Here is a 14842-nt window from a genome sequence, read left to right as displayed (position 1 = left end):
ATCTGGAAATCCAAACTGAAATCAGGGTTTAACGAAAATTTATATGCGGATTCAAAGGCTAATGATAAGAAATGGTAATTAGCGGTAAATATGAGAGTTATCACTCACGCAAACGCGCAATTAACGCTCACAAATGATGATAATTGAACTGTACATTGGATGCTTGCGTATACTCATACAAACGTCCGATTTAGAACGGAGGAATAGGTGAAAAAGAAACAGCAACTGTTACTTGCTATGATCCTCGCAGCATTTGTTATGCCTGTAGCCCTTCTCGTGATTAATCTGGTTCAAAAATCGCCACAGAATGACCTTAAAGACTACTTACATAGAATAGCGCGAGTTCAAAACGCTAAAATCATCGAATGGGAATTCAAGCCATTTATCTCCCCGAGCAGACGGACGTTTTATCAACCGGTAGAGCGGTTAACTATTGGTATTATTGAATCAACTCAGTTACGAAAATGCGATTTACTCGAAATGGTGTATCTGCACAATGACGCTTTAGGAAAAGTACAAGATCCATTTCGGAATCTTGATTATCAAGTCAACGTTCTCATTGGTCTAGAGAGGTGCATTAAGGGGCGCGACCTGACGCCAGAGCTGACGAATAAACTTAAGAATATTGTTAACGAAAAATGGAAACAGCTACCACTGCATATTAACAATGCCTTGTTTTACTCCGAAGCGGGTCACAAACAGCGCTATAGTGAGCAGTGGTTATCCGTTGATAGTGCGCCTGCTAATCAGTTTTATCGCGATCTTGCTAAGGTGTTTGATGAGTTAATCATTGGGTATGAACAGAAAGACCTGCCGCTTCAGTTCACGGCCGTTGCCTATCAAGAGCAACTAGAGAAAAACCGGCATATCGGTGAGCTACTGTATTCACTGCACTTTACCAATCAATGGCTAGAGCAAATCAACCAACAGCTGATTCAGTACAATTCAAATGTGCTTTGTTCGACTGGAAGACAGTCAGAACAAATAACCATCATGCTTAACATTTTTTCAGAGCTTTACGTTAAACGGTTGCAGCCCTATTTTTCTCAGTTGAATCATCATTATCACTCAGTGGTCCCCTTGCTCGAAATCTATCAGCACCCTATTCTATTAAGACAAGGTAGTGAGGATCTCACTGAGCACTATCAGAGGTTTAAAACCAACCTGCAACAGCATGTCGAGTACTGGACGCAGTTAAGAGAACGTTGTGGCGTATCTATGCATCAATTGATGGGAAGGGAAAGTGAATGAAAAACTGTGCGTTGGCCGTATTAGCAATGAGTGTTGCGCTACCGAGTTATGGGTATCAACTAGAAAAAGTCTATGATGGTCTCAAGGTGCCTTGGAGCGTTGAGTTCGTTTCAGATACCAAAGCGTATGTCACTGAACGCAATGGCGGTATTTTGTTGATAGATTTGGCAACAAAAACACATCAATCGCTTCCTGTACCGGAGCATATTTACACGTCGGGTCAAGGTGGACTGCTTGATCTTTCTCTATCGCCAACTGCCCCCCAAAAGTTATACCTAACGTACAGTAGTTCTGAAAACGGTAATAGCAATTATAGTGGCGCAGCAACGGCGTTGGCCGTTTTTAACCCACAACAACCGCAGAATGGCTGGACAACACTTTTTACCGCGTCAATGGAAGGTAGTGGCGGAAGACATTTTGGAAGCCGGCTACTCGTCGATGAGCAACATATTTATATGACCATTGGAGAAAGGGGGGAACGCGAGGCAGCTCAGCAGCTCTCCAATCACAATGGGACGATTATTCGCTTAGATCACAACGGCAAGTCCCCAGCATCAAACTTTTTTAGCGAGCAGGCACTTCCAGAAATATACAGTTACGGCCATCGAAACCCTCAAGGTATCGCTCGTGACAATGATGGTCAGATTTGGGCAATTGAGCATGGCCCCAGAGGCGGAGACGAAGTGAATAAAATTACCTTAGGCTCCAACTATGGCTGGCCGGAAGTATCGCAAGGCAAAGAATATTGGGGACCAATATCGGTAGGAGACTCCACCTCCCCCCCTGGCATGCAAGAGCCTGAATTGGTTTATACACCATCAATCGCACCCGGTTCGTTGTTCTTCTATTCCGGCGAACGCTACCCAAATCTAGACGGTAAATGGCTCGCAGGGGCACTAAAGCTAATGCATGTAAGCGTGATAAAACAAGTGGATGGAAGGCTTATGGAGGAGCTACGACTGTTTGAAAATTTAGGGGAAAGGATCCGAGATATTAGCCTCTCGCCTGATGACTATCTCTATATCTCGACAGACTCAGGCAATCTGTACAGAGTTTTACCCAATTAGCCGTCACCGACGATTTTTAACGCGACCACAGTGGACACCTGTTATCTAACAATCTGTTTTTAGCAACCGCCCTTTATCAACTGTGGTCTTTGCCTGACTTCACATGGGCAGTCGCGTTCACTACGAATGTTTTGAAAGGGCCTTCAACAACTTGTTTGGTTTTGCTAATACGAACACACCCCTTTCCAACATTAAAGTGCTCGCCGATTTGGTTTGTTGGGTCGATTTTTTGAATGTCGCCGACGTAAAATCCAATAAATTTTTGCTGTGCATTCAGGTGAAATACCGGTTCATCATTAAACCGGTAACAAAGCATTTTATAGTTAATACCCTCTTCCAGCTCAGGAAAACACTCCATCAACAATGTGCGAACTTGCAGTAATTTTTCTTTGCGCCAATCGCTTTCCAACGCGTCGAGATAGTCATTGACTGAATTTACGTCATATTGCATCTTAATTCCTTTCGCAATTATTTGTATGCAGTGACCTGACCCGCGCCTGAAATATAGGATTGAACCATTGCTTGAGCGCCAGTTTTGTATTTCACATCACCACTACCAGAGATTTGTACTTCCAAATCGTTTACCGTACCTAAAATAACGTTGGCGTTGCCAATTATGGTGACTGACGCTTTGTGACTATTAAGCCCACTCAAGTCTAGGTCACCGGCACCTGAAATGGTGATCACAAGGTTTTTAACGATTCCTCTTGCGTGGAGATCGGCTTGCCCCGCAACATCGATGGTAAAATCTTCGAGTTCAACTTTGCTTAAGTTAAGTTCGGATGTTCCATTAATACTAATAGTAAAGTCGTCAAACTGATGTATTGCCAACCATGCTCGGGTTTGTTTATCCAAAACAAGATGATCAAACGTATCGGATGAAGCGTAAATACTGGCGCTGGTAGGCTCTATTTTGTCTTTTGACGAAAGGGTTAACATACCCTCAGTAAGCTCGTAACTCACCTGCCCCTGTAAGTTTTGGTCAATGGCGATATCTAAGCCATTAGTATGTGCTGGGCTAACCGTAATATAGGTATCTATGGGTGTGGTAATTTGCATGGTGTCAAAGGCGTCCAGAGTGACTTTTTCAGTCGTTACTTCACCGTCCCCTACGCTACTGCATCCAGCAACAACAGCTAACGACAATAGGCCAATCCATTTTTTCATTACAACACCCCACTCTTTAATAAGTGGTTCTATTATGTCTTTGAATTGTATTAAAAGGCCAGTGTTGTTTATCTAAATCGTTCTTTTCGTTGGATTTGACGACAATTTTTGGCAATAAAAAAGGAGGCCGAGGCCTCCTTTATAAAGTCTTAAAGCGTTCTATTACAGAGCTGCTTTAGCCTTCTCAACTAGAACAGCAAATGCTGCTTTGTCGAATACAGCGATATCGGCAAGGATCTTACGATCGATTTCGATAGACGCTTTCTTAAGACCGTTAATGAAACGGCTGTAAGATAGACCATTTTGACGAGCTGCAGCATTGATACGTGCAATCCACAATTGACGGAATTGACGTTTCTTGTTGCGACGGTCACGGTAAGCGTATTGACCCGCTTTAGTTACCGCCTGGAAAGCTACACGATAAACACGTGAACGTGCTCCGTAGTAACCTTTAGCTTGTTTTAGAACTTTCTTATGACGTGCACGAGCTTGTACACCACGTTTTACGCGAGGCATTATGTCTCTCCTAAACTAAACGATTGATAACTAAAAAGATTAAGCGTATGGCATCATACGAACAACTGCAGCCACTTCACATTTAGGAAGGATTGCATTTGGACGAAGCTGACGCTTGTTCTTAGTCGTACGCTTGGTCAGGATGTGACGTTTTGTAGCGTGCTTAAATTTGATTCCACCAGCAGTTTTCTTGAAACGCTTAGCAGCACCTTTGTTGGTTTTCATCTTAGGCATGATGAATAACTCCGCATTGTGATTAATTAAACAACATGTAACTAGGGCGAATAAAACCCTACAACTTAAAGCTGCAGGGCTATACTACTTGCAGGCCGTTTGTTACTTCTTTTTGGGGGCCAACACCATGATCATCTGACGACCTTCTATACGCGTTGGGAAAGATTCTACAACAGCGAGTTCTGCTGTATCGACTTTCAAACGGTTTAGAACGTCAACACCGATCTCTTGGTGAGCCATTTCGCGGCCACGGAAGCGAATTGTTACCTTCACTTTGTTGCCGTCTTCTAGGAAACGCGTCAGGTTGCGTAGTTTTACCTGATAGTCTCCAATATCAGTTCCAGGTCGGAATTTAACTTCCTTAATCTGAATCTGCTTTTGCTTCTTCTTCTGCTCTTTAGCAGCTTTGCTCTTCTCAAAGAGGAACTTGCCGTAGTCCATTACGCGACATACAGGTGGCTCCGCATTTGGACTGATCTCTACTAGATCCATTCCTGCTTCTTCGGCTGTTGCTACCGCTTCTTGAATAGAAACGATACCTACAGGTTCACCATCTGCACCCGTTAAACGAACTTCTTTAACGCCACGGATTTCACCGTTTAAACGGTGTGGGTTTTGCTTAACTGGCGCTTGGCCACGTCTTCCGCCTTTAATAGCTTATTCCTCCAGATTGAGCTTACGGCTAGCAATCTCGTCTTGGATGTATGAGATAAAATCATCCACTTTAAACTTGCCGAGATCTTTACCTTTACGAGTACGTACTGCGATTTCTCCGGCTTCCATTTCTTGGTCACCACAAACCAACATGTACGGCACACGCTTCAAAGTGTGTTCGCGGATTTTAAAGCCAATCTTCTCATTTCTCAAGTCCGCTTTGGCTCTAATTCCACTTTTTTGCAGTTTTTTCGCTATTTCAGCTACATATGCTTCTTGTTTTTGCGTGATATTTAAAATCACAGCCTGTTCTGGCGCTAACCAGGTTGGGAAGAAGCCTGCGTAGTCTTCGATCAAAATACCGATAAAACGCTCTAATGAACCCAAAATAGCGCGGTGAATCATCACCGGAACTTGGCGTTCGTTGTTTTCGTCTACGTATGACGCGCCTAAACGGCCCGGCAAATTGAAGTCGAGCTGCACTGTACCACATTGCCACGCACGATCGAGACAATCATACAAAGTAAATTCAATTTTAGGTCCGTAGAACGCCCCCTCACCTTCTTGAATTTCAAAAGGGATGTCCATCGCTTTAAGAGATTGTTGTAGAGCGTCTTCAGAACGGTCCCAAATCTCATCCGAGCCTACACGTTTTTCAGGACGTGTTGACAGCTTAACAACGATGTTGTCAAAACCGAATGTGTTGTAGGTATCGTAGACCATCTTTATGCAAGAGGTCACTTCGTCTTGAATCTGGCTTTCAGTACAGAAGATGTGAGCATCGTCCTGTGTGAAGCCACGTACGCGCATAATACCGTGTAATGCACCAGAAGGTTCATTACGGTGACACGAACCAAATTCGGCCATACGAAGCGGCAGATCACGGTATGACTTAAGACCTTGATTAAAGATTTGCACATGACCCGGACAGTTCATCGGTTTGATGGCGTAATCGCGGTTCTCAGACTGAGTAGTAAACATAGCGTCGCCATATTTGTCCCAATGCCCCGAACGTTCCCACAATACGCGATCCATCATCAGTGGGCCTTTTACTTCCTGATAATCGTATTCCGTCAGTTTTTCACGCACGAAAACTTCTAAATCGCGGAAAATAGACCATCCATTGTGATGCCAGAAAACCATACCTGGTGCTTCTTGTTGCATGTGGAATAGGTCTAAGTGCTTACCGATTTTACGGTGATCGCGTTTTGCCGCTTCTTCTAAACGCACAATGTGTGCTTTTAGCGCCTTCTTGTCGTGGAAAGCGGTTCCGTAAATACGCTGCAGCATTTTGTTGTCGCTATTACCGCGCCAATATGCGCCAGCTACATTCATTAATTTAAAGTGCTGACAAAAACCCATATGCGGTACGTGTGGACCACGACACATATCGATGTATTCTTCGTGATGGTACAACCCTGGACGATCGTCTTTGGCAACGTTTTCGTCTAAGATTTCCATTTTGTAAGGTTCGCCACGAGACTCAAATGTATCGCGCGCTTCCTGCCAGCTGACTTTTTTCTTAACGACTTGATATTTCGTTTTAGCCAACTCTTTCATACGCTTTTCGATTTTGGCAAGGTCTTCATCAGTCAAAGACTCTTCCATATCGATGTCGTAATAAAAACCGTTGTCGATGGTTGGACCAATCGCCATTTTTGCTTGAGGATACAGTTGCTTGATCGCATGACCGAGCAAGTGTGCACAAGAGTGACGTACGATCTCTAAACCGTCTACTTCGTCTTTTGCGGTGATGATTTCTAAAGCTGCGTCTTGTTCGATTAAATCGCACGCGTCAACACGTTCGCCATTGACTCGACCCGCAATGGTGGCTTTTGCCAAACCAGGGCCAATATCGGCTGCAACATCAAGAGTAGAAACAGGGTTTTCAAATTGACGTTCAGAGCCGTCAGGAAGTGTAATTACAGGCATGTTATGTCCTATTACAGTGGTCTTGCATACTAAGCAAGACGTGTTTTATTAATATGCAGCTTAATTGGGTGAATGGCTGCGTGATAGCGACGCTGTTTTACGTACAAATACCAATGCACAGACAGCGAACGCGGTATTGTACTTGGTTTGTATTAAATAACAATGAATTGTCCAGTTTCTAGCAAAAGCATTAATGGTTATTTTTACTGGATCGACCAATTAAATAGTTAGCTGAGGTATACTCAGCACAATACACCTTTGATATTAAGTAGATATGTACCTCGACAACTATTACACGGACGAAAATCAGGCAGTTCGATTTACTCGCCAGCAAGCCAGTGACTTTGCCAAGACCATCGCGGGTGACTTCAACCCTATTCATGATGTAGATAACAAACGATTTTGCGTACCAGGCGATTTATTGTTTGCTTTTCTACTGCATAAAAATGGCCTATCTCAAAAAATGGCGTTTAATTTTGCAGGGATGGTTAACGAGACAACGAATATTCAGCTTGCGAAGCAATGCAACAACACCTCGTTATTGACCGACGAAAATCAGAAAGTCTACCTTGAAATGACTCAATCCGGTGAGCTTAGTCATGACCAAGCTTTGATCGAAAAAGTGGTTAAAACGTACGTAGCATTTTCTGGTATGAACTTTCCTCACATTATGGTTCCGCTAATGCGTGAGCAAGGAAAGATGATCAACATTGCGCGGCCATTAGTGATGTATCAGCATATGGAAGTTGAGTTTGTTCACTTAGATATTGTTAACCCTAAAGTAAATTTCACGGGGGCATCTATGGAAGTCAAAGGCAAACGTGGACACGTTATGCTTAATTTTGATTTTGTCGAAAATGGTAAAATAGTTGGGTACGGCACCAAAAACATGGTTGCCAGTGGCTTGGTCGATTTTGACGAGGCTGGGATCCAATTATTAGTGGATAAGTTCAATCAACTTAAAAGCCGTTACCTAGACGTAGCTTAACGAATCGTTACGCTACGGGATAAAAAAAGCCAACGCTAACGTTGGCTTATTTGTGTCTTAACTTAGGGAGTTAAGTACTTCAACTGGGTGTAATGGCTTGACGTCTGAAAATCGTTTTGCTTGGCTTCGACATGAATAGCCTGTTGCCATGATCCGGTCTGAGTCATGTTTTTCTATTGTCGGCCCCCAACTGAGTGCAAAAATGTCTTTCGACATCCCTAGTTTATCTTGCTCATGGCCAAAGGTTCCCGCCATGCCACAACACCCAACGGGTATCGCTTTAAAACAAGCATTGAAGTGCTTGAAGATAGTGCCCCACTCTTTCTCTGCGTTTGGCAACATCGTCTTCTCTGTGCAATGTGCTAACAAATACCAAGGTTGCTTACATCCTTCAACTTGAGGGGCATCAATCAGCCCTGACTCTAAACGAGGCAATAGCCACTCGTGCGCGGTTAGCACATCAAAGCTTTCATGGTTGGAATGTTCTATCTCAGAATATTCATCGCGGTAACAAAGTACCAGCGCTGGGTCAACACCTACCATAGGAATGCCAACCTCAGCAACTTCAGCTAAAAACTCTCCAGTAGAACGAGCGGTTTTACTAAATTGCTTTAAGAATCCTTTAATGTGTTGTGCTTTACCATTGGGTTTAAATGGCAGCACTACGGGAGTGATTCCTAGTTTAATGGCCAGCTCAACAAACGCCTCAACGACTTGCCCGTCGTAATAACTGGTAAATGGATCCTGTACGATCAACACGTGTTTGTCTTTTTGCTGCTGACTTAATTTAGCCAACTGTGCCAAGTTAAACTCAGGTAACGGTAGCATGGACAACCGGGTAGCAAGCGTCGGATAGGTCAAGTGCGGAGTATCGACATAACCGACCGTGGATTTGATTAACTGATTCACCCAACGACTAGACAGCACACCGTTTACAACTTTAGGCAAGGTAGCCATAAGCGGCAGTAAGTGTTCAATATTGGCCACTAGGTAGTCTTTGGCCGGTCGCTGGTAGCGTGAGTGGTAAAGATTTAAGAACCGAGACCGAAAACTAGGCACATCCACTTTGATTGGGCATTGGCTTGCACAAGCTTTACACGCAAGACAACCGTTCATTGCCTCGTAGACTTCATGAGAAAAGTCGTTGTGGTGTCGCTTGTTCAAACTGTGCCTAACTCTATCTATGAGCGTTTTAACCGACGTTGTACGATCAAGGGTTTGCTTCTCTAGATCAAGAATATCGATGCCTTGTTCATTGAGTTGTCTGAGCCATTCCCTAACAAGACCTGCTCGTCCTTTTGGAGAGTGTCTACGGTCATAGGTTACTTTCATCGAAGGGCACATGGGCGATGACGTATCATAGTTAAAACACAACCCATTACCATTGCACTCTAACGCTTGGTGAAAACTGTCTCGTACATTGATTGGAATCTGTCGGTCAAAGTAACCCCTTTTGTTGTCGCTCACTTTGACTAAACTATCGCTGCTATCAAGTGGCGTGCAAATTTTGCCAGGATTCATTTTATTAAGTGGGTCGAACGCAGACTTTACGCGCCGAAGTTGTTCAAATAATTGTTCACCAAAAAACTCCGGACCGTATTCTGAACGATATCCTTTACCGTGCTCGCCCCACATTAGGCCACCGTATTTCGACACAAGCTTAACCACCTCGTCCGATAAACGGTGCATCAGCGCTTCTTGAGCAGGGTCGCACATATCTAATGCAGGACGCACATGAAGCACACCCGCATCCACATGACCAAACATTCCGTAATACAAATTGTGGCTATCGAGAAGCTGCCTGAACTCGGAAATGAAGTCGGCTAGATTTTCTGGTGGTACACAGGTGTCTTCTGCAAACGCAACAGGTTTTGCTGCGCCTTTAGTTGCCCCTAACAGCCCAACCGCTTTTTTACGCATTCCATAGATCTTACCGATATCTGTGACACTGTCACATACTTGGTAGCCGATAATACTATCTGTTCCTTGCTTTAATTTGATGTCGAGTTGCGATAGCAAACGCGCAACGTCAGCATCAACCTCATCACTAGATTCACCCGCAAATTCGACCATGTTAATGCCCTTCATGTCGGCATTGGGAACATCGGTGATTAACTGACTTACTGTATTCCAAACGATATCTTGTTTGGCGAGGTTAAGGACTTTTGAATCAATGGTCTCAACCGACAGTGCCTTAGCCTCGACCATAAAAGGAGCATGACGCAACGCAGAATCAAAGCTGTCGTATTTGATATTAATCAGTACACGCTTTTTGGGAATAGGCGTTAAATTGAGTGTTGCCTCCGTCAATATTGCTAGCGAGCCTTCGGCGCCACACAAAATGCGGGTAAAATCGAACTTGCCCGTATCCGTCAATGAATTCTTTAGATCATATCCGGTTAAAAATCGGTTTAGATCGGGAAATTTGTCGATGATTAACTCGCGGTTCTCACGGCAGACCGACTCAGAAACGGTAACCGCCTGCTCTGCAAAAGAGTCGGCTTTAGGCAGACCTTGAGAACCATCTGTTTCAAATATGGAGCCATCAGCAAAAACGGCCTGAAGTGATAAAACATGATCAGACGTCTTGCCATACTTTAGTGACCCCTGCCCCGATGCATCGGTATTGATCATCCCACCGATGGTGGCACGGTTACTGGTCGATAAATCGGGCGAGAAAAAGAATCCGGCGTCTCGCACGGCATCATTCAACTGGTCTTTAATAACGCCTGTTTGTACGCGAACCCAACCCTCTTCGGTGTTGATCTCGAGAACTTTGTTCATATGTCGAGACAAGTCAACAATAATGCCCGGTGTTAGCGATTGCCCGTTGGTTCCTGTACCACCACCTCGTGCGCTAAAGCGGATATTGCTAAATGGTGTGGTGTTGGCAAGACGAGTGATTAAAGAGATGTCGTCTGTCGTACGGGGTAACAACACCGCGCTCGGCAGCTGCTGATAAACACTGTTATCAGTTGAGACAGCCAACCTACTGGAGTAACTTTTTTCGATATCACCGGTAAAGCCTTGCTGCTCTAACTGAGACAAATAATCTAGAGTGCTAGAATCGATAGAAGCTTGAGTATCGAGTCTTGGTATCATTGCGTTCCTTGCCTTTGTTCTGTGCGGGAACAGTGAATGTAACCGCATAAACATTCAAATGGGTGTATTGAATCACTTTACCTTATCTGTTTTTTAGTTCAACACGCATTCTCAACAATTAGCGGTTAAAAAACACTTGTCATCTCTGAAATATAAAATACCATGTACGGTATACCCTAGGGGTACTAAATAAGGACGATTTAAATGCGCAAGAATAAAGTTGTGACGACAGAGGATATTTTACTCAAACTCTGTCAGTCAGTATCACAGGTACTCACTTCAGCCACCAGTTCGATGGTAAACTATTCGGCGATGGTGCAAAAAATTAACAAGACGAGTCTCAAACCAGATTTTGGCTGTTTTGTTTTGTTCGACGGTGGGTTTTCTGGCCTGGTAGTGATTAACTTTACCTCGCAAGCGGCCCTAGAAATCTATACCAATTACATGCGCAATATGGGGATGCCGGAAGAAGAACTTGCTATTTTGCATACCTCTGATGAAGTTGGCGATGTACTCGGCGAACTTATGAACCAGTTAGTGGGTAATTTTACAAACAAGATACGTAAAGAGTTGCAAACCAATATCACGCAGAATCAACCAAAAATGCTGTCGATCAATAAGCAAGTGTTGTTGTCGGTTGATACCAATCTAGACCGCCCACAAGCTCGACGTGTTACCTTTACCACCGAGCAAAACAACATCTTCTACCTCGAACTTGCTATGGATAAAACCGAGTTTATTCAACTTGAAGAGTTTGAAATTGAGGGTGATACGGACCCAGATGATATTCTCGACCAAGAACAGAATCGAAGCAAAAACACCAAAAACGAAAGTGTTAGCGACGCAGTCACTGACGACCTTCTTGATTCGCTTGGTATATAGTTACAAACCCGTTTTAAAGGCCGCATAAGCGGCCTTTTTTGTTTCCAAACAGTACGCATTTATCTGCCGTAACATCCATTATTGCCCAATTCACCGACACTTTTGTACAAGCACTCGCATAACTGTATATACATACAGTTATGCGGGAAGTGGTCATTTCTCCGTAATTATCCAAAGCTTTTTTTGATTGATCACAAGGAAATTTGGTAACATATGCCCCCTTAAAATTAAGAGGATAAGTATGGACAAGCGACGCGCGTTGAAGAAAATTGCCAAGTGCCTAGAGTTAGGTAATTCGGCCAACGTTAACGAAGCCGCCAATGCAATTAAGATGGCGCATAGCTTAATGCTCAAATATGGTCTCGATAAGGACGACATTGAGTTTATTAAGATGGGAAAAACGCAATCGTCCCATTTGCTGCCCGCTTCAGTCGGCGAGTCCATATTGCGCATTATCCGTGGAATCAATACTCGATTTGGCGTTGAAGCCGTTCTGGTCAACCATAAAGGCCTAAAACGCGTTGAATTTATTGGTGAAGCTGACCGCGCCATTTTTGCCGCGTTTGCTTTTGATATCGTTTATCGCGAAATGAATCAGCAGACTGGACAATTCCGCAATGGTTTCCAGGGTACTGGTACCAGTAATGCAGAAGTCACTAAACGAGTGAATTCATTTTTATCTGGCTGGATTGAAGGCGCGTTAGAAAAACTCCCTGTTATCGCGCCTGATGACGACTCTCAAAACAAGATCAACAACTACATTGATAAAGAGTTTAAAAATATCGATAGAGAGACGTTCAAAAAACAGTTATATGAAGCAATGAAAAACATCACTGAAGATTATGAAAAGGGACTCAAAAAAGGACGTACTGTATCGGTAAGCCGAGGTGTACAAGGTGAACAAGCTCGTAAAAGGCTTGGTAATGGGTCTTAATTGTAACGAGTAATCACCACCCATTAACAGCACTGTAACAAATGTAAAAGCTGTGTTATGCTTCACTGGTTTTCAAGTTAGTCGAGGCTGTATGCAAAAGGAAAGACAAAATTGTGACTGGTGTAAAGAGTTTCTACCGGTCAACCCACTTAAGTATTCTGATGGCAAACGCTATCACTCATGCGATGGCTGCCTACCTTACGCAGAATTTGATATCCGCATGTTTAACTCTGATGAAAAACGGTTACAGAAAATATCTCTTCAGCTACAAGTAGCCTAATAAACATCTCTTCTTTCTAAGCCCCCTATTTTGGGGGCTTTTTTGTGCCTATAACTTTTCACTTAGCTAGCGCTCTGAATCATCAAAAACAAGCACCATGTCATAACAGCTTAAAAATGCCGCAAAAAAAGCTTGCAAAACAAGCACACTCGAATTACTGTTGATTCATACAGTATGTACATGGGGACAGTATTATGAGTTACACACAATCATCAGTCACAGAAAACACTTTTTCCGTTTCGGTTAATCCGCGTAACTCTTTTATTGCCTCTCCACCGGTCAAGTCGCAGCGCTCAGCAGATACCATCGCTAGCCAACTTGCCCTAGCCTCACGTAAAAATAAGTGGATTCTATTTACTGGCCAATGCCCAAAGCCTGACTTCAAATGGCTAAGCCAACGTAATGTTGACTGCAGCAAAGTGGTGTATCTCAAAAACTCTGCCCATAGTGAGCAGATAAAAGTGATTATGGACGGTATTTTGTCTGGAAATGCGTCCGCTATCGTGGCAACAAGCGCTATCGATTCAATTTCTCAACAACAGCTAACGCAGCTCGCTAAAGACAATCACTGTGCATTGCATTTTGTTGATGTGAGTCGCGCGCAGCAACTGCATTAATAGGCTTCGTAATAAGCACTTAAAGCAAACGTTTGCTTTATTGCTGGATCAAGAGGTGTTTTTTGGTATTATGCGCTCGTTGAAGCCGTATTACCCTAAAGGAACGCCAAAAAATGAACTTAGCTGATCAAGTTTTAGATGTTAACGATGACTTGCCTATTCGTACTGATAAACCAGTGCATAGCGGTAAGGTTCGCTCCGTTTATTGGTTAACCGAACAAGACAGTCGCCGACTGATTCAAGAAAAAGGCTATGATGTACCAGCAGACGCTCCGTTAGCGATTATGGTGATCAGCGACCGCATATCTGCATTCGATTGTATTTGGAAGGGTGAGCAAGGGCTCAAAGGGGTGCCTGGTAAAGGTGCTGCACTAAACGCAATTTCAAATCATTGGTTCGACTTGTTTAAGCAAAAAGGTCTTGCCGATAGTCATATTCTTGATGTCCCTCACCCACTCGTTTGGATTGTTCAAAAAGCCACGCCTATAAAAATAGAAGCGATATGCCGTAGTTATATAACTGGCTCTATGTGGCGCGCCTATGAGAATGGTGAAAGAGAGTTTTGTGGCATAGCACTACCAGAAGGCCTTACTAAAGACTCTCAGCTCCCAGAATACCTATTAACCCCGTCAACAAAAGGCATTTTGGAGGGCATTCCTGGTGTTCCGGCAGTCGACGATGTCAATATTACTCGCCAAAATATCGTTGATAACTTTGCAGCGTTTAATTTTAAACAAGCTCAAGACATCGATGCGTATGAGGCCCTGCTAAAAGAAGGTTTTAATGTCATTTCTGAGGCATTGGCTCCACTGGATCAGATTTTTGTCGACACCAAATTTGAATTTGGCTATGTCAAAGACGCTGCAGGCAACGACAAGTTAATTTACATGGATGAAGTCGGCACTCCAGATTCATCTCGCATCTGGGATAGTAACGCTTATCAGCAAGGGAAAATTGTAGAAAATTCAAAAGAAGGATTTAGGCAGTTTCTTCTTAATCATTTCCCAGATCCAGATATTTTGCTAAATAAAGATCGCATGGCGGAAAGAGAAGCCCTGGCAGCAGACAACCTATTGCCATTAGACGCTATGACGACTCTGTCTAAAACGTACACCGATATCGCTAAAACAATTACGGGCTCCCCTGTGCATATCAGCCAAAATCCTAAGCAAGAAATTGTCGATGTATTAAGAACGCACTACCAGTTAGTCGATTAAT

At 43.5% G+C, this 14842-nt stretch carries 15 protein-coding genes; 8 read left to right on the top strand and 7 right to left on the bottom strand.

Going from position 1 to position 14842, the window contains the following annotated elements; genetic code table 11:
- The first annotated feature begins 207 nt into the window (after window positions 1-207).
- Both ST37_RS15390 and ST37_RS15385 read left to right on the top strand, forming a co-directional pair.
- Complete coding sequence (locus ST37_RS15390; RefSeq protein WP_084887940.1) at window positions 208-1251, top strand: DUF3080 family protein; 1044 nt, start codon at window positions 208-210, stop codon at window positions 1249-1251.
- A complete protein-coding gene (locus tag ST37_RS15385; protein ID WP_084887938.1) occupies window positions 1248-2318 on the top strand; it encodes a PQQ-dependent sugar dehydrogenase in 1071 nt (356 codons plus the stop codon). The genes ST37_RS15390 and ST37_RS15385 overlap by 4 nt, the downstream gene beginning before the upstream one ends.
- A gap of 76 nt (window positions 2319-2394) precedes the next feature.
- Here the strand turns inward: ST37_RS15385 and ST37_RS15380 are convergent, their stop codons facing one another.
- The 6 genes from ST37_RS15380 to thrS all read right to left on the bottom strand — a co-directional run bounded on the left by ST37_RS15380 (window position 2395) and on the right by thrS (window position 6821).
- A complete protein-coding gene (locus tag ST37_RS15380) occupies window positions 2395-2769 on the bottom strand; it encodes a DUF1801 domain-containing protein (protein WP_084887936.1) in 375 nt (124 codons plus the stop codon).
- 17 nt (window positions 2770-2786) lie between these two features.
- Window positions 2787-3485, bottom strand: coding sequence for a DUF2807 domain-containing protein (locus ST37_RS15375; RefSeq protein WP_084887934.1), 699 nt, complete (start codon window positions 3483-3485; stop codon window positions 2787-2789).
- Between the two features lie 162 nt (window positions 3486-3647).
- Window positions 3648-4001, bottom strand: coding sequence for a 50S ribosomal protein L20 (gene rplT, locus ST37_RS15370; protein WP_084887931.1), 354 nt, complete (start codon window positions 3999-4001; stop codon window positions 3648-3650).
- Window positions 4002-4040: 39 nt separating this feature from the next.
- Window positions 4041-4235 (bottom strand): 50S ribosomal protein L35, encoded by a 195-nt coding sequence (gene rpmI / locus ST37_RS15365; protein ID WP_019275792.1) that lies wholly within the window; start codon window positions 4233-4235, stop codon window positions 4041-4043.
- 102 nt (window positions 4236-4337) lie between these two features.
- Complete coding sequence (gene infC, locus ST37_RS15360; protein ID WP_084887929.1) at window positions 4338-4889, bottom strand: translation initiation factor IF-3; 552 nt, start codon at window positions 4887-4889, stop codon at window positions 4338-4340.
- A 3-nt stretch (window positions 4890-4892) separates the two neighbouring features.
- Window positions 4893-6821: a threonine--tRNA ligase gene (gene thrS, locus ST37_RS15355; RefSeq protein ID WP_084887927.1), complete on the bottom strand. Its 1929-nt coding sequence runs from the start codon at window positions 6819-6821 to the stop codon at window positions 4893-4895.
- Between the two features lie 274 nt (window positions 6822-7095).
- Between thrS and ST37_RS15350 the strand changes: the two genes are divergently transcribed.
- On the top strand, window positions 7096-7809 hold the full coding sequence (locus tag ST37_RS15350; RefSeq protein WP_084887925.1) for a DUF3581 family protein: 714 nt from the start codon (window positions 7096-7098) through the stop codon (window positions 7807-7809).
- Between the two features lie 57 nt (window positions 7810-7866).
- Here ST37_RS15350 and ST37_RS15345 read toward each other — a convergent pair whose 3' ends face one another.
- Window positions 7867-10911 (bottom strand): FAD-binding and (Fe-S)-binding domain-containing protein, encoded by a 3045-nt coding sequence (locus ST37_RS15345; RefSeq protein ID WP_084887924.1) that lies wholly within the window; start codon window positions 10909-10911, stop codon window positions 7867-7869.
- Between the two features lie 204 nt (window positions 10912-11115).
- Here ST37_RS15345 and ST37_RS15340 point away from each other — a divergent pair, with 204 nt between their 5' ends.
- From ST37_RS15340 to ST37_RS15325, 5 genes are all read left to right on the top strand, one after another.
- Window positions 11116-11793, top strand: coding sequence for a DUF3334 family protein (locus ST37_RS15340; RefSeq protein ID WP_084887921.1), 678 nt, complete (start codon window positions 11116-11118; stop codon window positions 11791-11793).
- Window positions 11794-12034: 241 nt separating this feature from the next.
- Window positions 12035-12727: a DUF2786 domain-containing protein gene (locus ST37_RS15335; RefSeq protein ID WP_084887919.1), complete on the top strand. Its 693-nt coding sequence runs from the start codon at window positions 12035-12037 to the stop codon at window positions 12725-12727.
- 91 nt (window positions 12728-12818) lie between these two features.
- A complete protein-coding gene (locus tag ST37_RS19840; protein ID WP_143698211.1) occupies window positions 12819-13007 on the top strand; it encodes a hypothetical protein in 189 nt (62 codons plus the stop codon).
- Window positions 13008-13201: 194 nt separating this feature from the next.
- Window positions 13202-13624, top strand: coding sequence for a hypothetical protein (locus tag ST37_RS15330; protein WP_084887917.1), 423 nt, complete (start codon window positions 13202-13204; stop codon window positions 13622-13624).
- 113 nt (window positions 13625-13737) lie between these two features.
- On the top strand, window positions 13738-14841 hold the full coding sequence (locus ST37_RS15325) for a phosphoribosylaminoimidazolesuccinocarboxamide synthase (protein WP_084887915.1): 1104 nt from the start codon (window positions 13738-13740) through the stop codon (window positions 14839-14841).
- Window position 14842: the final 1 nt, after the last annotated feature.

It is taken from the genome of Vibrio sp. qd031, from assembly GCF_002100145.1.
Classification (GTDB): Bacteria; Pseudomonadota; Gammaproteobacteria; order Enterobacterales; family Vibrionaceae; genus Vibrio.
Note: the sequence above shows the minus strand (reverse complement) of the source record. Positions and strands in the feature narration are given on the sequence as shown.

Bases quoted from the DNA above. Each gene is read 5' to 3' on its own strand.
- thrS (WP_084887927.1), bottom strand. From the start codon at position 6,821: ATGCCTGTAATTACACTTCCTGACGGCTCTGAACGTCAATTTGAAAAC.
- ST37_RS15380 (WP_084887936.1), bottom strand. From the start codon at position 2,769: ATGCAATATGACGTAAATTCAGTCAATGACTATCTCGACGCGTTGGAA.
- ST37_RS15335 (WP_084887919.1), top strand. From the start codon at position 12,035: ATGGACAAGCGACGCGCGTTGAAGAAAATTGCCAAGTGCCTAGAGTTA.
- rpmI (WP_019275792.1), bottom strand. From the start codon at position 4,235: ATGCCTAAGATGAAAACCAACAAAGGTGCTGCTAAGCGTTTCAAGAAA.
- ST37_RS15375 (WP_084887934.1), bottom strand. From the start codon at position 3,485: ATGAAAAAATGGATTGGCCTATTGTCGTTAGCTGTTGTTGCTGGATGC.
- ST37_RS15340 (WP_084887921.1), top strand. From the start codon at position 11,116: ATGCGCAAGAATAAAGTTGTGACGACAGAGGATATTTTACTCAAACTC.
- ST37_RS15325 (WP_084887915.1), top strand. From the start codon at position 13,738: ATGAACTTAGCTGATCAAGTTTTAGATGTTAACGATGACTTGCCTATT.
- ST37_RS15385 (WP_084887938.1), top strand. From the start codon at position 1,248: ATGAAAAACTGTGCGTTGGCCGTATTAGCAATGAGTGTTGCGCTACCG.
- ST37_RS19840 (WP_143698211.1), top strand. From the start codon at position 12,819: ATGCAAAAGGAAAGACAAAATTGTGACTGGTGTAAAGAGTTTCTACCG.
- ST37_RS15350 (WP_084887925.1), top strand. From the start codon at position 7,096: ATGTACCTCGACAACTATTACACGGACGAAAATCAGGCAGTTCGATTT.
- ST37_RS15345 (WP_084887924.1), bottom strand. From the start codon at position 10,911: ATGATACCAAGACTCGATACTCAAGCTTCTATCGATTCTAGCACTCTA.
- rplT (WP_084887931.1), bottom strand. From the start codon at position 4,001: ATGCCTCGCGTAAAACGTGGTGTACAAGCTCGTGCACGTCATAAGAAA.
- ST37_RS15330 (WP_084887917.1), top strand. From the start codon at position 13,202: ATGAGTTACACACAATCATCAGTCACAGAAAACACTTTTTCCGTTTCG.